Origin of the sequence: Pseudomonas sp. GOM7 (assembly GCF_026723825.1) — a bacterium.
Lineage (GTDB): Bacteria > Pseudomonadota > Gammaproteobacteria > Pseudomonadales > Pseudomonadaceae > Aquipseudomonas.
In genome coordinates this window covers 582,960-600,604 of sequence record NZ_CP113519.1, presented here as the reverse complement: position 1 = coordinate 600,604, position 17,645 = coordinate 582,960, and the positions used below count along the sequence as shown (strand labels likewise).

At 64.1% G+C, this 17,645-nt stretch carries 11 protein-coding genes; 8 read left to right on the top strand and 3 right to left on the bottom strand.

From position 1 onward, the window contains the following. Positions 1-49 precede the first annotated feature (49 nt). The gene (gene glnE / locus OU800_RS02655; RefSeq protein ID WP_268180973.1) at positions 50-2,992 is read right to left on the bottom strand and encodes a bifunctional [glutamate--ammonia ligase]-adenylyl-L-tyrosine phosphorylase/[glutamate--ammonia-ligase] adenylyltransferase; all 2,943 of its coding nucleotides are present in this window, start codon (positions 2,990-2,992) and stop codon (positions 50-52) included. Positions 2,993-3,261: 269 nt separating this feature from the next. Here glnE and aceE point away from each other — a divergent pair, with 269 nt between their 5' ends. Beyond that, on the top strand, positions 3,262-5,907 hold the full coding sequence (gene aceE / locus OU800_RS02650) for a pyruvate dehydrogenase (acetyl-transferring), homodimeric type (RefSeq protein WP_268180972.1): 2,646 nt from the start codon (positions 3,262-3,264) through the stop codon (positions 5,905-5,907). An 11-nt stretch (positions 5,908-5,918) separates the two neighbouring features. Further along, a complete protein-coding gene (gene aceF / locus OU800_RS02645) occupies positions 5,919-7,892 on the top strand; it encodes a dihydrolipoyllysine-residue acetyltransferase (RefSeq protein WP_268180970.1) in 1,974 nt (657 codons plus the stop codon). Between the two features lie 95 nt (positions 7,893-7,987). On the opposite strand, the gene OU800_RS02640 is transcribed toward aceF, so the two are convergent. Further along, complete coding sequence (locus OU800_RS02640) at positions 7,988-8,488, bottom strand: hypothetical protein (RefSeq protein WP_268180968.1); 501 nt, start codon at positions 8,486-8,488, stop codon at positions 7,988-7,990. 165 nt (positions 8,489-8,653) lie between these two features. On the opposite strand from OU800_RS02640, the gene OU800_RS02635 reads away from it, so the two are divergent. The 4 genes from OU800_RS02635 (at position 8,654) to OU800_RS02620 (ending at position 13,625) form a co-directional block, all read left to right on the top strand. Further along, positions 8,654-11,365, top strand: coding sequence for a putative bifunctional diguanylate cyclase/phosphodiesterase (locus OU800_RS02635; protein WP_268184172.1), 2,712 nt, complete (start codon positions 8,654-8,656; stop codon positions 11,363-11,365). Between the two features lie 51 nt (positions 11,366-11,416). After that, positions 11,417-12,076: a peptide-methionine (S)-S-oxide reductase MsrA gene (msrA, locus tag OU800_RS02630; protein ID WP_268180966.1), complete on the top strand. Its 660-nt coding sequence runs from the start codon at positions 11,417-11,419 to the stop codon at positions 12,074-12,076. A 10-nt stretch (positions 12,077-12,086) separates the two neighbouring features. After that, entirely contained in the window at positions 12,087-12,284 is a 198-nt protein-coding gene (locus OU800_RS02625; RefSeq protein WP_268180965.1) for a putative motility protein, read from the top strand. Positions 12,285-12,371: 87 nt separating this feature from the next. After that, entirely contained in the window at positions 12,372-13,625 is a 1,254-nt protein-coding gene (locus OU800_RS02620; RefSeq protein WP_268180963.1) for an HD-GYP domain-containing protein, read from the top strand. An 83-nt stretch (positions 13,626-13,708) separates the two neighbouring features. Here OU800_RS02620 and OU800_RS02615 read toward each other — a convergent pair whose 3' ends face one another. Continuing rightward, complete coding sequence (locus tag OU800_RS02615; protein WP_268180962.1) at positions 13,709-14,563, bottom strand: 23S rRNA (adenine(2030)-N(6))-methyltransferase RlmJ; 855 nt, start codon at positions 14,561-14,563, stop codon at positions 13,709-13,711. A gap of 122 nt (positions 14,564-14,685) precedes the next feature. Between OU800_RS02615 and OU800_RS02610 the strand changes: the two genes are divergently transcribed. Together OU800_RS02610 and OU800_RS02605 are read left to right on the top strand one after the other, a co-directional pair. After that, a complete protein-coding gene (locus OU800_RS02610; protein ID WP_268180960.1) occupies positions 14,686-15,726 on the top strand; it encodes an NAD(P)H-dependent flavin oxidoreductase in 1,041 nt (346 codons plus the stop codon). 98 nt (positions 15,727-15,824) lie between these two features. Beyond that, a complete protein-coding gene (locus tag OU800_RS02605) occupies positions 15,825-17,630 on the top strand; it encodes an acyl-CoA dehydrogenase (protein ID WP_268180958.1) in 1,806 nt (601 codons plus the stop codon). Positions 17,631-17,645 lie beyond the last annotated feature (15 nt).

Below are 17,645 nucleotides of genomic sequence, written 5' to 3'. Positions count from 1 at the left end.
CTCAATTCGCTTCGCGGTTCGGTCATGCTCGGGGCTTGGCCCCTCTCGTTCAACTCAGTTCCAACTGGCGCCACAACCGCATCACGGCGCGGCGCTCGTCCTGGAACTGATCGCCCGGCACCACCCCGGGCTGCTTCTGCAGCGCCTGGCGATGGGCAGCCGAGCGGTAAACCTTGTAGACCTCGCGCAGCAAGCCGGCATCTTCCGCCGTCATCAGGCCGACCCGCTCCAGGCCTTCCAGGATGCGGATGTTGTCGGTGAATTCGAGCAGTTGCGGGTATTGCCACGACCAGGCCAGGGCCGCGTATTGCACCATAAATTCGATATCGACGATACCACCGGCGTCCTGCTTCAGATCGAAGGAGGCCGCGGCGTCGAAGGCGTTCACCCCGGTGCCGGCAGCGGTCGCACGGGTGCCGAGGTTGTCGCGCATCTTCGCCCGCATCTCGCTGACTTCGCTGCGCAGGGCCGCCACGTCGCGCTGGCGCCCCAGTACCTCGGCGCGCACCCGGGCAAACTCCCCGGCCAGGCGCTGGCAGCCGACCAGCACCCGCGCGCGCACCAGAGCCTGATGCTCCCAGGTCCAGGCCTCGTTTTCCTGATAGCGCTGGAAGGCACCGAGCGAGCTGACCAGCAAGCCGGCCGCGCCCGAAGGTCGCAGGCGCATATCCACTTCGTAGAGCGCGCCGGACGTGGTCTGGGTGGTGAGCAGGTGAATGATGCGCTGGCCCAGGCGGGTAAAGAATTGCGCGCCGTCGATGGGCTTGGCACCATCGGTCTCGGCCTGCGGATCGCCGTCATGGATGAACACCAGATCCAGATCCGACCCATGGCCGAATTCTAAGCCACCCACCTTGCCGTAGCCGACGATGATGAAATCCGGGTCACAGGGCGAACCATCGGCACGCTGCGGCCGGCCATGGCGCTGCACCGTATGCTGCCAGGCCAGCGCCAGCACCTGATCGAGAATCGCCTCGGCCAGCCAGGTGAGGTAGTCCGACACTTTCATCAGCGGCAGCGTGCCGACGATCTCCGACGCCGCCACACGCAGGCTGTGAGCCAGCTTGAAATGGCGCAGCGCCTCCATCTGTTGTTCCAGATCGTCTTCGGGAATGCGCACCAGCCGCTCGCGCAACTCGGCCACCAGCTCCGGCGCCAGCGGCGGCGAATACAGCCGCCCCTCGTTGAGCAGTTCGTCGAGCAATAGCGGGTAGCGGGCGATCTGCTCGGCAATCCAGGGGCTGGCGGCGCACAGGGTAATCAGCCGCTCCAGCGCGCCGGGGTTCTCGGTCAGCAGCACCAGGTAGGCCGATCGCCGCGCCACCTTCTCCACCAATGGCAGCACACGCTCGAGCACCAGATCCGGCTGTTCATGCTCGACGGTCTGCGCCAGCAGGCGCGGAATGAAGGCGTCCAGACGCTCGCGCCCCAGACGCTGCATGGCGCGCACCTGCGGGCCGTTGCGCAGATCACCCAGGCGCCGACTGGCCGCTACGGCCTCGCTGAAACCGGCCTCCTGCAATTGTTGAACGGCAGCCTCCTCGTCCAGCGCGCCTTCCCAGAGCGGCAACCATTCGGCACCGACAGCGGCCTCGCCAGATTCGCCGCCCTCCTCGTCGGGGTCGGCGATCACCTGCTGGAAATGCCACTCGATGCGCCCACGCCAATGCATCAGGCGCTCGTGGAAGCTCGCCCAGTCGGCGAAGCCCATGATCGCCGCCACCCGCGCCTGATCCTGCGGGTCGGCCGGCAGCATCTGCGTCTGCCGGTCGCCGATGCCCTGCAAGGCATGCTCGGTGTAACGGAGGAATTCGTAGCCTTCGCGCATTTCCGCCACCACCGCAGGCGGCAGATAACCCTGCCCTTCCAGCGTGGCCAGCACCTTGAGCAGAGGGCGCTGCTGCAGACTGAGATCACGCCCGCCATGGATCAGCTGGAAGGCCTGAGCAATGAACTCGATCTCGCGGATGCCGCCAGCCCCGAGCTTGATGTTCTCGCTCATGCCCTTACGCCGCACCTCCTGCTGGATCAGCAGCTTCATCGCCCGCAGCGCCTCGATGGCGGAGAAATCCAGGTAACGGCGATAGACGAAAGGCCGCAGCATCTCCAGCAATTCGGCGCCAGCGGCCTGATCGCCACCGACCACCCGCGCCTTGATCATGGCGTAGCGCTCCCAGTCGCGGCCCTGATCCTGGTAGTACTGCTCCAAAGCATTGAAGCTGAACACCAGCGCGCCGGAGGAACCGTAAGGGCGCAAACGCATGTCGGTGCGAAAGACGAAACCATCGACGGTGATCGCATCCAGCGCCTTGATCAGCTTCTGCCCCAGGCGAATGAAGAACTCCTGATTGTCTAGCGGGCGTTTGACGCCCACGGTCTCGCCGCCTTCCGGGTAGCCGAAGATCAGGTCGATGTCCGAGGACAGGTTCAGCTCGTGCGCCCCGAGCTTGCCCATGCCGAGGATGACCATGTGCTGAGGCCGGCCGCTGCGCCGACCGGTGGGCGTGCCGAACTGCTCGCAATGGCGCGGGTAGAGCCAGTGATAGGCCAGGTCGATGCAGGCATCGGCCAGATCGGACAGGTCGCGACAGGTTTCCGCCAGCGTCGCCTGGCGGCTGATGTCGCGCCAGATGATGCGCACCTGCTGGCGATTGCGAAAACGCCGCAGGCAGCGCCCCAGCGCCTCTTCGTCAGGGCATTCGGCCAGACGCTCGGCCAACTGGGCGCGCAACTCACCCGGCGCCAGCGAGCGCTCCAGCTCACCGGAGCTGGCCAGGGCCACGAAGGTGTGCGGATCGCGGGCTGCCTGCTCGGCGACGAAATCACTGAGGGTCGCCACCCGGCGCCAACTGGCCAGCCGTTCTGCAGGCCAGCCCTGCCTCTGCGCCTGCAACTCGGCCTGCTCGGCCAGCGCAGCACTGAGAAACTGCTCGGCGCGGTCGCCAAGGTGATCGAGAGAGGCAGGCAAATCGAGCAGCACAGGCAGGCTCATGGTCTATCCTTTTTGCGGGCTGCGAACCGCAGGCCAGGGTCTCCAAGACCCTGGCGCCGCCCGAGGTGCGCGGCATACGGCACAGCTCACTGTAGTTTTACTACTGGTCAAATGTGCCCAGAGGGCTGAATCCGCCGTCGAAATGTAGTAAAACTACACACCGGCCGGTCCTACCCCCGGTACATCCAAGAATTCAGCTCGCCCGCTCAAAAAGCCAGCGAGACCCACTGGCCTCCGATTCTGGAAGCCTTTCCGCCCTGGAGCAAGCCATGCAAGACCTCGATCCGATCGAAACCCAGGAATGGCTGGACGCCCTTGAATCCGTCCTCGACCGTGAGGGTGAAGACCGAGCCCACTACCTGATGACCCGTCTGGGCGAGCTGGCCACCCGTAGCGGTGCGCAACTGCCCTACGCGATCACCACGCCGTACCGCAACACCATCCCGGTCACCCACGAAGCGCGCATGCCCGGCGATCTGTTCATGGAACGCCGCATCCGCTCGCTGGTGCGCTGGAACGCCCTGGCCATGGTGATGCGTACCAACCTGGAAGACCCGGACCTGGGCGGCCACATTTCCAGCTTCGCCTCCTCGGCGACCCTCTACGACATCGGCTTCAACTACTTCTTCCAGGCGCCCACCGAAGAGCACGGCGGCGACCTGGTGTTCTATCAGGGCCACGCCAGCCCCGGTGTGTACGCTCGCGCCTTCATGGAAGGCCGCCTGAGCGAAGACCAGATGCAGAACTTCCGTCGCGAAGTCGACGGCAAGGGCCTTTCTTCCTACCCGCACCCCTGGCTGATGCCGGACTTCTGGCAGTTCCCCACGGTTTCCATGGGCCTCGGCCCGATCCAGGCCATCTACCAGGCGCGCTTCATGAAGTACCTGGAAGCGCGCGGCTTCATCCCCGCCGGCAAGCAGAAGGTCTGGTGCTTCATGGGTGACGGCGAGTGCGACGAGCCGGAATCCCTCGGCGCCATCGCCCTGGCCGGCCGCGAGAAGCTGGACAACCTGATCTTCGTCATCAACTGCAACCTGCAGCGCCTCGACGGCCCGGTACGCGGCAACGGCAAGATCATCCAGGAACTCGAAGGCGTGTTTCGTGGCGCCCAGTGGAACGTCAACAAGGTGGTCTGGGGTCGCTTCTGGGATCCGCTGTTCGCCAAGGACAAGGACGGCGCCCTGCAGCGTCGCATGGACGAGGTGGTCGACGGCGAGTACCAGAACTACAAGGCCAAGGACGGCGCCTACGTGCGCGAGAAGTTCTTCAACAGCCCGGAACTCAAGGAGATGGTCAAGGATCTCTCCGACGACGAGATCTGGAAGCTCAACCGCGGCGGCCACGACCCGTACAAGGTCTATGCGGCCTACCATCAGGCGGTCAACCACAGCGGCCAACCCACCGTGATCCTGGCCAAGACCATCAAGGGTTACGGCACCGGCGCCGGTGAAGCGAAGAACACCGCGCACAACACCAAGAAGGTCGACGTGGAAAGCCTGCGTCAGTTCCGCGACCGCTTCGACATCCCGGTCAAGGACGAAGACCTGGAAAACCTGCCGTTCGTGCGCCCCGAGCCGGGCAGCCCTGAGCACAAGTACCTGCACGAGCGCCGCGCCGCCCTCGGCGGTTTCGTACCGCAGCGCCGGCAGAAGAGCTTCAGCATCCCCACGCCGCCGCTGGATACCCTCAAGGCCATCCTCGACGGCTCGGGCGACCGCGAAATCTCCACCACCATGGCCTTCGTGCGTATCCTCGCGCAACTGGTCAAGGACAAGGACATCGGCCAGCGCATCGTCCCGATCATCCCGGACGAAGCCCGTACCTTCGGCATGGAAGGCATGTTCCGCCAGCTCGGCATCTACTCCTCGGTCGGCCAGCTCTACGAGCCGGTGGATAAGGACCAGGTGATGTTCTACAAGGAGGACAAGAAAGGTCAGATCCTCGAAGAAGGCATCAACGAAGCCGGCGCCATGAGCTCCTTCATCGCCGCAGGTACCTCCTACTCCTGCCACAACCAGCCGATGCTGCCGTTCTACATCTTCTACTCGATGTTCGGCTTCCAGCGTATCGGCGACCTGGCCTGGGCCGCTGGCGACAGCCGTACCCGTGGCTTCCTCATCGGTGGCACCTCGGGCCGCACTACCCTCAACGGTGAAGGTCTGCAGCACGAGGACGGCCACAGCCACATCATGGCCGCGACCATCCCCAACTGCCGCACCTATGACCCCACCTACGGCTACGAGCTGGCGGTGATCATCCAGGACGGCATGAAGAAGATGACCGAAGAGCAGCAGGACGTCTTTTACTACATCACCGTGATGAACGAGTCCTACCAGCAGCCGGCCATGCCCAAGGGTGTCGAGGAAGGCATCATCAAGGGCATGTACCTGCTCGAAGAGGACAAGAAGGAAGCCGCGCACCACGTGCAACTGCTGGGTTGCGGCACCATCCTGCGCGAAGTGCGCGAGGCGGCGAAGATCCTCCGCGACGAGTACAACATCGGCGCCGATGTGTGGAGCGTCACCAGCTTCAACGAACTGCGCCGCGACGGCCTAGCCGTGGAGCGTAGCAACCGCCTGCACCCGGGCCAGAAGCCCAAGCAGACCTACGTCGAAGCGTGCCTGAACGGTCGCAAGGGCCCAGTCATCGCCTCCACCGACTACATGAAGCTGTTCGCCGAGCAGATTCGCCAGTGGGTGCCGAGCAAGGAATACAAGGTGCTGGGCACCGACGGCTTCGGCCGCAGCGACAGCCGCAAGCAACTGCGCCACTTCTTCGAGGTGGATCGCAAGTGGGTCGTGCTGGCCGCCCTGGAAGCACTGGTCGACCGTGGCGAGATCGAAGCCAAGGTACTGGCCGATGCCATCGCCAAGTTCGGCATCGATGCCGATAAAGCCAACCCCCTGGACTGCTAAGGAGCGTAGCGATGAGTGAGTTGATTCGCGTACCCGACCTCGGCGGTGAAGGCGAGGTAATCGAACTGCTGGTCAAGGTCGGCGACCGTGTCGAAGCCGACCAGAGCATCCTCACCCTGGAGTCCGACAAGGCCTCCATGGAGGTGCCCTCGCCCAAGACCGGCGTGATCAAGGAACTGAAGGTCAAGATCGGTGACCGCCTGAAGGAAGGCGACGAGCTGCTGGTGCTGGACGTCGAAGGTGCCGCCGAGGCGGCACCGGCGCCGAAAGCAGAGGCCGCTCCTGCCGAAGCGCCGAAAGCGGCTGCTCCGGCTGCTGCTCCCGCCGCAGCTACCACCAGCAGCAGCGTGCAGGATGTGCACGTACCGGACATCGGTTCGGACGCCAAGGGCAAGGTCATCGAGATCATGGTCAAGGTCGGTGATCGCATCGAAGCCGACCAGAGCCTGCTGACCCTGGAATCCGACAAGGCTTCCATGGAAATCCCCGCTCCGGCCGCCGGCGTGGTGGAAGAGCTGCTGGTCAAGCTGGATGACGAGATCGGCACCGGCGACCTGATCCTCAAGCTGAAAACCGAAGGGGCCGCACCTGCTGCTGCTCCGGCTCAAGCGGCAGCACCGAAGGCAGAAACCACTCCTGCGGCTGCCCCGGCACCTGCCGCAGCAGCGAGCGGCAGCAGCGTGCAGGACGTGCACGTGCCGGACATCGGCTCCAGCGCCAAGGGCAAGGTCATCGAGATCATGGTCAAGCCCGGCGACAGTATCGAAGTCGACCAGAGCCTGCTGACCCTGGAATCCGACAAGGCCTCCATGGAAATCCCCTCACCGGCAGCCGGCGTGGTGGAACAAGTGCTGGTCAAGCTGGACGACGAGATCGGCACCGGCGACCTGATCCTCAAGCTCAAGGTGGCCGGTTCTGCACCGGCCGCTGCTCCGGCTCAGGCCAGCCAACCGGTGCACCGCGTACCGGAAGGCGCCGCACCGGAAGTGGCCGCCGAAGTGCGCGCCATCGCCTCGCTGTCCGCCGCCGCGGCAGAAGTGGCCAACGCGCCCAAGCGCGATGGCGCCAAGGTGCATGCCGGCCCGGCCGTGCGTCAGCTGGCCCGTGATTTCGGTGTGGAACTGACGGAGATCGCCGGCACCGGCCCGAAAGGCCGCATCCTCAAGGAAGACGTGCAGGCGCACGTCAAGGCCATGATGCAGAAGGCCAAGGCTGCACCGCAGGCCGCTGCTGCTGCCACTGGCGGTGCCGGCATCCCGCCGATTCCGACCGTGGACTTCAGCAAGTTCGGTGAAACCGAAGAAGTGCCGATGACCCGCCTGATGCAGGTCGGCGCCGCCAACCTGCATCGCAGTTGGCTCAACGTGCCGCACGTGACCCAGTTCGAGTCCGCCGACATCACCGACCTCGAAGCCTTCCGCGTCGCGCAGAAGGCCGTGGCCGAGAAGGCCGGGGTCAAGCTGACCGTGCTGCCGCTGCTGCTCAAGGCCTGTGCCCACCTGCTCAAGGAGCTGCCGGACTTCAACAGTTCGCTGGCCCCGAGCGGCAAGGCGCTGATCCGCAAGAAGTACGTGCACATCGGCTTCGCCGTGGACACCCCGGACGGCCTGCTGGTGCCGGTGATCAAGAACGTCGATCAGAAGAGCCTGCTGCAGTTGGCTGGCGAAGCCGCTGCACTGGCCGAGAAAGCGCGCAACAAGAAGCTTTCGGCTGACGACATGCAGGGTGCCTGCTTCACCATCTCCAGCCTCGGCCACATTGGCGGCACCGGCTTCACGCCGATCGTCAACGCGCCGGAGGTGGCGATCCTCGGTGTGAGCAAGGCGAGCATGCAGCCAGTGTGGGACGGCAAGGCCTTCCAGCCGCGCCTGATGCTGCCGCTGTCGCTGTCCTACGATCACCGAGTGATCAATGGTGCAGCCGCCGCCCGCTTCACCCTGCGCCTGTCGCAGTTGCTGGCCGATATCCGCACCATCCTGCTGTAAACCCTTTCGAGCACGCCACGCTCGCATCCTCAACCCCGCCATTAAGGCGGGGTTTTTTTTGCTTCGTTGGAGGAGACTGGGTGAAACGGCGCGCGTCAGCCTTTCTGCAGATTGCGAATCAGGAAGCTCAAGGCCTTGGCCAGCTCGGCCGCGCCATTACGGTCACGCAGGATAGTCAGCAAGGGCTGGCCATCCCCTGGGCTGCGCAGGATGCAGCGGATACCACCCGGGGGGCATTCGTAGGCAATGAAAGGGTCGAGACCGAACAGCGAGATACGCCGGTTATGCACGCTCTGGGTAACACCCTGGGTGCTACGAATTTCCTCACGTAGCACCAGCTCGCCCGGCTCACCGAGGCGCAACTGGTAAAGCAGATCCTGGCGTTGCGGCTGGCCAACCTGATAGGCCGCGCGCAAGGCATAGGTGTCGAGCAGGGCATTGCTGTGCAGCAGCAGCGCCTGACGCTCGTTCTGAGTCAGGTACAAACGTTTCAGGTTGTCGAGGTAAACCTGCCGTTCACCGCCGCGAAGGCCGGAATCGTCTTCGGCAAGGGCATGGACAGTGGAAAAAAGCGCTCCCCAGAGCATCAAGACCATGAGTCTTCTTGTAAGTAACGATTGCATCATGCACCCTTGTCGAACGCTGTAGAGAAGTAGGCTCAAGTCAAAGTCATCATCCGTGTTGTCAGTGCTACTGAAGTAGCCATGCCCAATGCGGAAACCTTTGTTCGCCTGTTCAGCATACTGGAAGCCCACCGCCTGATGAAAAGCCGTCCCGATACTGGCAACCGCCCAGTAGCCGAGGTTGTGACGCAGTTGCCAGTGCCTTCGAGGCTCGGCATGTTGCGTTTCGAGCGCTTGAACGAGCCTAGTTGGTCATTACTGTTTCTCGACGCCACCTGCGAGCAGGTCTTCGGCGTCAGTGCCACGGATCTCTGCGCGCTGGTCGATGCGCCCTACGCCAGCCTGATGGAACCGGAAGCGCGCTACAGCCTGCATGACGACATTCAGCGCCAATTGCTCCGCGACCATCATTACCAGGTACGCTACACCCTGCATACCACGCATGGCCCGCTCGAACTGCTGGAAATTGGCGAACCCTTCAAACAACGCAACCGGCAGTTGTTACGTGGCTACCTGCAGGTCATCGGCGAACCGGATCGCCTGTCTCCTGCCACGGCTCCGGCCCTGCAACTGACCGACCTGGCCCTGCATGACACGCTGGAGCACTATCAGCGTACGCAGCATGAGCACCTCGAACACCTGGCTCGCTCACGCACACAACAGAGCCTGATCGTGCGCCTTTCCAGGCAGCGTTACGTATCTGCCACCCCCCTGATCGAAGCAGCCGAACTGATCACCAAGGCTGCCTGCGAGCTGTATGGCGTGGCCAGAGCCAGTATCTGGCGGCTCAATCACCATCACCTCGAACCCGTTGCCTTCTATCGCAGTGATCTGGCCAGGCACGAGCAACCCGCGCCGATCGATGCACGTCACTTTCCCAAGTACCTTGCGGCGCTGCGCAGCGGGCGTGCCATCGATGCCTACAACGCCCAGCAAGATCCGCGTACCGACGAGCTGAAAGCGTCCTACCTGCTGCCCAGCGGCATCACCTCGCTGCTCGACGCCAGCATACGCGTCGAGGGGGAAGTGGTCGGCATCCTGTGTCTCGAGCACACTGGCTCCGAGCGTATCTGGCAGGCCGATGAAGTGGCCTTCGCCGGCGAGCTGGCCGACCAGTACGCTCAGGTGCTGGTCAATCAGCAGAAGCGCGATGCCACTCAGGCCCTGCACCTGTTCCAGCGCGCCGTGGAACAGAGCGCCAGCGCCTTCTTGCTGGTCGACCGCGATGGCCGGGTGGAGTACGTCAACCCGAGCTTCACCGCCATTACCCTGTACAGCAGCGAAGAGGTCTGCGGTTATCGCCTGTCCGAGCTGTCGGCCATGAGCAACATCAGTGATCTGTTGTTCAACGCCGAATCCAGCCTGGCCGAACACAATAGCTGGCAGGGCGAGTTCCGCAGCCGTCGCAAGAATCAGGAGCCCTACTGGGGGCACCTGTCGATCTCCAAGGTGTATGGCGACGACGGCGAACTGACCCACTACATCGGCATCTATGAAGACATCACCGAGGCCAAGCTGGCTCAGCAGCGCATCGAGCGCCTGGCCTATACCGACAACCTGACCAACCTGGGCAACCGCCCGTCCTTCATTCGCGGCCTGGAAGAGCGCTTTGCTCGCGGCTCGCAGCAATCGCTCGGGCTGCTGCTGGTGGACATCGACAACTTCAAGCGGATCAACGACAGCCTCGGCCACCAGACCGGCGACAAGCTGCTCTCGGCCCTGGCTCGGCGCCTGCGCAACAGCTTGGGTACGCAAGGCACACTGGCCCGTTTCGCCAGCAACGAATTCGCCATTCTCCTCGATGGCTGTGATCAGGACAGCGCCTATAGCGTCGCCCACCAGGTGCTGCAAACCCTGGACAAGCCCCTGTTCGTCGACAACCAGCTAATCAGCATCACCGGCTCGGTGGGCCTGGCGCTCGCCCCGGCTCATGGCGGCGACCCGCAGACACTGATGAAGCATGCCGGCCTCGCGTTGCACAAGGCCAAGGCCAATGGCAAACACCAGGTGCAAATGTTCACCGAGGCGCTCAATGCCGAGGCCAACTACAAGCTTTTCGTCGAGAACAACCTGCGCCGAGCCCTGACTCAGAGCGAGCTGGAGGTCTTCTACCAACCCAAGCTGTGCCTCAAGACGGGTCAGTTGCTCGGCATGGAAGCCCTGCTGCGCTGGCAGCACCCGGAAAAAGGCATGATCCGCCCGGATCAGTTCATCAGCGTCGCCGAGGAAACCGGCCTGATCATCCCCATCGGCAAGTGGGTGGTACGCCAGGCCTGCCGCATGAGCCGGCAGATCAAGGCGATTGGTCTGGGCAACCTGCAGGTGGCGATCAACCTGTCACCCAAACAGTTTTCCGACCCGGATCTGGTCGGCTCCATTGCCGCCATCCTGCACGAGGAACAGCTCGACCCCAGGCTGCTGGAGCTGGAGCTGACCGAAAGCCTGCTGCTGGAAGCCACCGACGACACCCGCCACCAGCTCAGCCGCCTGAAGAGCCTGGGCCTGACCCTGGCCATGGACGACTTCGGCACCGGCTATTCCTCGCTCAGCTACCTGAAGAAATTCCCCATCGACGTGATCAAGATCGATCGCAGCTTCATCAAGGACATCCCGGACAACCAGGACGATATGGAAATCACCTCGGCGGTGATCGCCATGGCCCATAATCTCAAGCTCAAGGTAGTGGCCGAGGGCATCGAGACCGGCGCCCAGCTCGGCTTCCTGCGCCGGCAGAAGTGCGACGTCGGCCAGGGCTACCTGTTCGACAAGCCGATTCCTGGCCGCGAACTGGTCGAAAGCCTGCGCCGCTATCCTTGTCGGCCAGCGACTGCGACAGAGCAGCGCGTGTAATACGCCGCCTTAGGCGTTGTCCATTGCCAGACCGACACAGGAGGACACCCCATGGTTCTGCGCTCCCAGATTCTCGCCCACAAGCTCGCCCTGCCGACACCCGAGCAAGCGCTGCCCGGCCGCGCCGAAGCCTTGCCGGTGGCCGACACCCACCACGTCAATGGCAACCCGATCAAGCCGCCCTTCCCGGCCGGCCTGCAGCAGGCGGTATTCGGCCTGGGCTGCTTCTGGGGTGCCGAGCGACGCTTCTGGCAACAGCCTGGCGTGTTCAGCACGGCAGTCGGCTATGCCGGCGGTTTCACCCCCAACCCGACCTACGATGAGGTCTGCTCCGGCCTCACCGGGCACAGCGAAGTGGTGCTGGTGGTGTTCGACCCAGGCCAGACCAGTTTCGAGAAACTGCTCAAGGTGTTCTGGGAAGCGCACGACCCCACCCAGGGCATGCGTCAAGGCAACGACCGGGGCACCCAGTACCGCTCGGCGATCTACTGCCAGGACGAAGCGCAACTGAAGGCAGCACTGGCCAGCCAGGCCCGCTTCCAGAGCGAGCTGGACAAGGCCAGTATAGGCGCCATCACCACCGAAATCGCCAAAGCACCGACCTTCTACTACGCCGAGACCTACCACCAGCAATATCTGGCGAAGAACCCCAATGGCTATTGCGGCCTGGGCGGAACAGGCGTATGTCTACCCCCTGACACCCCAGCATGAGTGCAGCACCGTGGAACTGAGCAGCCTACCCAGCCAGGTATCCAGCCAGGCCTCTTCGCAGATCGCCGCGCAGATGTCGCTTCTGCTGCTGCGCAAGACCCTGGAGCTGCAGGCCTCCAGCATCACCGGGCTGGTGCAGGCGGCGGCACCGACCAGCCTGGCGAGCAACCCGCCCAACCTGGGTAACAGCATCGACGTGATGGCCTGAGCCTGCTCATCGGAAGAAAGGCTACGCAGCCTGGCATGCGCCGGACTAGAATGCCGGCAAACAGCCATTAGTCTGTAAAAACAAAACATGTCCGCCAGCCCTTCCTACATCACGCCAGAACAGCTCTGTGTCGGCCTCTATGTGCAGTTGGATCTGAGCTGGTGGGAACATGACTTCGCCTTCAGCAATTTCAAGATCAAGGACGAAGCGCAGATCCGCGCCTTGCGCGCCCTCAAGCTCAAGCAACTGCGCTATGACCCGGCACGCAGCGACTGCCCGCCGCTGCCACTGGGTGAGGAACCGCCACCGGCACCCATCGAAGAACCGCAGCTCGATCCCGAAACCCAGGCCCGGCAAGTGCGGGCGCAGAAGCTGCGCCAGTTGCGCACCCGCCTGGCCGAAGTGGATCGCCGCTTCATCGAAGCCAGCCAGCGCATCAAGGCGCTCAACCAAACCCTGCGCAGCCGCCCCGAAGACGCCATGCGCCAGGCCGGCGCCATCGTCGGCGAGATGGTCGAAACCCTGCTCGGCGCCCCCGGCGTGGTGCTGCACGGCATCACCGGCAAGGCCGCCGAAGACAGCTACTACCACGCCCTCAACGTTACCGTCCTGTCCCTGCTGCTCGGTCGTCAGCTCGGCCTCGACAGCGAGGCCTGCCACAGCCTCGGCCTCGGTGCGCTGTTGCATGACATCGGCAAGCTGGAAGTACCCAGCAAGGTGCTGCTCAAGCCCGAACCGCTGACCCGCCCGGAGCAGCAACTGTTGCAGATGCATACCGACTTCGGCCTGCGCATGGGGCAAAAGCTGATGCTCGACGACGAAGTGCTGCGCATCATCCACGAGCACCACGAGCACTGCGACGGCAGCGGTTATCCACGTGGCCTGCGCGAAGCCGCCATCGGCCGTCTGAGCCGCCTGGTGGCCATCACCAATCATTTCGACGGCCTGTGCAACCCGCTCGATCCGCGTCAGGCGCTGAGCCCGCATGAGGCCCTGGCGCTGATGTTCAAGCAACAGCGCGAACGCTTCGACGAAGTGGCCTTGAAGGCCTTCGTCCGGGTCATGGGCGTCTACCCGCCCGGCAGCCTGGTGCAACTCGAAGACGAACGCTACGCCCTGGTGCTGGGGGTGAACCCGACTCAGGCGCTGAAACCGACGCTGATTCTCTACGATGCCGAGGTGGCCAAGGAAGAAGCGCTGATCGTCGACCTCACCCAGGAACCCAGACTGGCCATCGCCCGCAGCCTGCGCCCCTCGCAGCTACCGCTGGACGTGCTGGAATACCTCAGCCCACGACGCAACCTGAGCTATCACATCGAGCCCAATCACAAGCCGGGCTAAAGCTGCAAGCAAGGACAGCTTGTAGCCCGGCCTGCAATCCGGGGATCGGAGGCCACGGCTCCCGGATTTCATCCGGGCTACGCTTATGGCTTGCCGCTTGCGGCTTCTTCTATCAACCAGTCCAGGCGCCAGTCGCCCTGGCTCTGGCCGAGCGCATCGGCCAACCACGGCAGCAGTTGCCGGAGTTCGTCCTCCAGGCCCCAGGGCGGATTGCTGATCACCAGGCCCGAGCCGCTCAGGCGTGTGGCATCGTCCGGTGCATGCACGTACAACTCGGCGCGCAACAGCTTGGGCGCGGCACTTTTCTGCAGGTCGCGATAGAAGCGCGCCAGTTGCCGCTCATCCTTGATCGGGTACCAAATCGCCACGATGGCCTGGCGCATGCGCCCATGGGCCTCGTTCAGCGCCTCGACGCAGCGCTGCAGCTCGTCGGCCTGCTCGAAGGGTGGGTCGATCAGCAGCAGCACACGCTTCTCACGGGTCGGCATCAGCGCCCGTGGCACGTGCCAGCCCTCGCCCAGGTGCACAGCCACGCGGCGGTCGCCGCGCATATTGTCCTTGAGCAGACGGCCGTCCTCAGGGTGCTTCTCGTTGAGCTGCAGGCGATCCTGCTCACGGCTTAGCAGCCGTGCCCACTCCGGCGAGCCGGGGTAGTAGCGCAGTTCACCATCGGGGTTCATCGCCCGCACCACCTCCAGATAGGCCTCCACCGCATCCGGCAGTTGCGTGGCCTGCCACAGCCGGCCGATGCCCTCCAGGTACTCGCCGGTGCGGCTGGCCTGATCACCTTGCAGATCGTACAGGCCAAGCCCTGCATGGCTGTCGAGATAAGCGAATGGCGCCTCCTTTTTCGACAGCAGGGCGATCAGGCGGGTCAGCAGCAGATGCTTGAGCACGTCGGCGTGATTGCCGGCATGGAAGGCGTGGCGGTAGTTCATGGGGGGAGTCCTCGAATCAGGCACGCAGTTTAACAGGCTGCCGGCACGTCGCATCGCGGCTTGATCCAGAGTAACGGCAACGCCTAGGCTGATGACCTCCCTCGGATCGCGAGAACATCGCCATGTCTCTGCAACACTTGCTAGGCACTGAACTACCCCTGATCCAGGCGCCGATGGCCGGCTCGCAGAATCATCGCCTGGCCGCTGCCGTATGCCAGGCCGGTGGCCTTGGTTCGATTCCCTGCGCCATGCTCACACCTGCCGCCCTGCGCCAGGAGCTGGAAGCGATGCGCAGCCTGACGGCTGGCCCGTTCAACCTGAACTTCTTCAGCCATGTGCCGCCAGAACCGGACGCCGCTCGCGAAGCACTCTGGCGCGAAGCGCTAGCGCCTTACTATGACGAGCTAGGTGTGGATGTGGCGAATATTGCCAGCGGGCCTGGACGCCTGCCGTTCAATGACGAGGCTGCCGAGCTGGTGGAGGAACTCCGCCCAGCCGTGGTGAGTTTCCATTTCGGTCTGCCAGAGGACACCTTGCTGGAGCGGGTACGCCGCAGTGGCGCGAAGATTCTCTCCAGCGCCACTACCCTGGAGGAGGCCCTGTGGCTGCAAGCGCGCGGCGTCGACGCGGTGATCGCCCAAGGGCTGGAAGCCGGCGGCCACCGCGGGCACTTTCTCGATCATGATCTGAGCTTCCAGCTCGGCACCTTCGCCCTGCTGCCGCAACTGGCGGATGCACTCTCGGTGCCGGTAATCGCCGCTGGCGGTATCGCCGACGCCCGTGGCGTGGCCGCCGCCATGGCCCTCGGCGCCGCCGGCGTGCAGGTGGGCAGCGCTTACCTGCTGTGCCCGGAAGCCAGCACTAGCCCTATCCACCGCGCCGCCCTGCAAAGCCCAGCCGCGTGCCATACCGCCCTGACCAACCTGTTCAGCGGTCGCCCGGCACGGGGCATCGTCAATCGCCTGATGCGCGAACTGGGGCCACTCAGCACGCAAGCGCCGGAATTCCCCCTGGCCACCGCCGCCATCGCCCCACTGCGCGCAGCGGCCGAAGCAAAGGGTAGCGGCGATTTCTCGCCGCTATGGGCCGGGCAGAACGTCACCAACTGCCGACCGATGCCTGCGGCGGAACTGACCCGTGAGCTAGCCCGAGGGCTTGCCTGACGCAAGACAGATGTAGCGCTTTATCACGGCCAATGATGATGCTGGGCAGCCGGGCGGCAGGCTGCCTAGACTCGGTTGATCATCTGGAGGCCCGTTCCATGTCCGAGACCCTGCTCAGCTCCCGCAACCTGGCGTTTGAACTCTACGAGGTGCTCGACGCCGAAGCCCTGACCCAGCGTCCGCGCTTCGCCGACCACAACCGCGAAACCTTCGACGCGGCGATCGGCACCGCACGCGGCATCGCCGAGGAACTGTTCGCCCCGCACAACCGCAAGAACGACGAACACGAACCGCAGTACGTCGACGGCGGCGCGGTGCTGATCCCCGAAGTGGAGCCGGCGTTACGCGCTTTCCACGAAGCCGGTTTTCTCAATGCCACCCGCGATTTCGAGCACGGCGGCATGCAACTGCCCAATCTGCTGTCGCAGGCCTGCTTCGCCCATTTCCAATCGGCCAATATCGCCACCAGTTCCTATTCCATGCTGACCATGGGCGTGGCCAATCTGATCGAGGCCTTCGGCAGCGAGGAGCAGAAGGCCCGCTACCTGCAGCCGATCATCGACGGCCGCTTCTTCGGCACCATGGCGTTGACCGAGCCGCATGCCGGCTCGTCGCTGTCGGATATCCGCACCAAGGCCGAACCTCACGCCGACGGCAGCTACCGGATCAAGGGCAACAAGATCTTTATCTCCGGCGGTGATCAACCGATCTCGGAGAACATCGTGCACATGGTGCTGGCCAAGCTGCCGGACGCACCGCCCGGGGTGAAGGGCATCAGCCTGTTCCTGGTGCCCAAGTTCCATGTCAATGACGACGGCAGTCTGGGCGCACGCAATGACGTGACCCTGGCCGGCCTGTTCCACAAGATGGGCTGGCGCGGCACCACCTCCACGGCGCTGAACTTTGGCGACAACGGTGAGTGCGTCGGCTATCTGGTGGGCAAGCCGCACGCCGGCCTTTCCTACATGTTCCAGATGATGAACGAGGCGCGCATCGGCGTTGGCATGGGCGCGATCATGCTCGGCTACGCCGGCTACCTGTATTCGCTGGACTATGCGCGCAACCGCCCGCAGGGTCGCCAGCCGGATGGCAAGGATCCGACCAGCCCGCAAATCTCGATCATCGAGCACGCCGACGTGCGGCGCATGCTGCTGACGCAGAAAGCCTACGTCGAAGGTGCCTTCGACCTTGGCCTGTATGCCGCGAGGCTGTTCGACGACACCCAGACCCTGGCGACCGCCGAAGAGCGCCAGCAAGCCCTGGAGCTGCTCGACCTGCTCACCCCCATCGTCAAGTCCTGGCCGTCGGAGTTCTGCCTCAAGGCCAACGAGCTGGCCATCCAGATTCTCGGCGGCCACGGTTATACCCGCGAGTACCCGGTGGAGCAGTACTACCGCGACAACCGCCTCAATCCGATCCACGAGGGCACTCATGGCATCCAGTCGCTCGACCTGCTCGGGCGCAAGGTGTCGATGAATGGGGGCGCGGCGCTCAAGCAACTGCTCAAGCTGATCAACGCCTGTTGCCAGCGCGCCAGTGCGCATGAATCACTCGACGGCCTGCGCCAACCACTGGAGCAATTGCTGGCGCGCCTGCAAGCGGTGACCCTGGCCCTGCTGGGTGATCTGATGAGTGGCAAGATCAACCAGGGCCTGGCCAACTCGGCGCTGTACCTCAAGGTGTTCGGCCACACGGTGATCGGCTGGCGCTGGCTGGAGCAGGCGATTCGCGCCGAAAAAGGCCTGTCTCGCACGGACAATGCCGAGGAGCAGGCCTTCTATCGGGGCAAGCTGCAGGCCGCGCGCTACTTCCTGACCTGGGAGGTGCCGAGCTGCCATCATGACCTGGCCATTCTCGAAGCCCGCGACGACACCTGCCTGGGTATGCAGGGCGCCTGGTTCTGAGGAGCAGCCACAAGC

What these genes read in the sequence shown, in the direction of transcription:
- glnE (WP_268180973.1), bottom strand. Translation starts at nt 2,992, where the DNA reads ATGAGCCTGCCTGTGCTGCTCGATTTGCCTGCCTCTCTCGATCACCTT.
- aceE (WP_268180972.1), top strand. Translation starts at nt 3,262, where the DNA reads ATGCAAGACCTCGATCCGATCGAAACCCAGGAATGGCTGGACGCCCTT.
- aceF (WP_268180970.1), top strand. Translation starts at nt 5,919, where the DNA reads ATGAGTGAGTTGATTCGCGTACCCGACCTCGGCGGTGAAGGCGAGGTA.
- OU800_RS02640 (WP_268180968.1), bottom strand. Translation starts at nt 8,488, where the DNA reads ATGGTCTTGATGCTCTGGGGAGCGCTTTTTTCCACTGTCCATGCCCTT.
- OU800_RS02635 (WP_268184172.1), top strand. Translation starts at nt 8,654, where the DNA reads ATGAAAAGCCGTCCCGATACTGGCAACCGCCCAGTAGCCGAGGTTGTG.
- msrA (WP_268180966.1), top strand. Translation starts at nt 11,417, where the DNA reads ATGGTTCTGCGCTCCCAGATTCTCGCCCACAAGCTCGCCCTGCCGACA.
- OU800_RS02620 (WP_268180963.1), top strand. Translation starts at nt 12,372, where the DNA reads ATGTCCGCCAGCCCTTCCTACATCACGCCAGAACAGCTCTGTGTCGGC.
- OU800_RS02615 (WP_268180962.1), bottom strand. Translation starts at nt 14,563, where the DNA reads ATGAACTACCGCCACGCCTTCCATGCCGGCAATCACGCCGACGTGCTC.
- OU800_RS02610 (WP_268180960.1), top strand. Translation starts at nt 14,686, where the DNA reads ATGTCTCTGCAACACTTGCTAGGCACTGAACTACCCCTGATCCAGGCG.
- OU800_RS02605 (WP_268180958.1), top strand. Translation starts at nt 15,825, where the DNA reads ATGTCCGAGACCCTGCTCAGCTCCCGCAACCTGGCGTTTGAACTCTAC.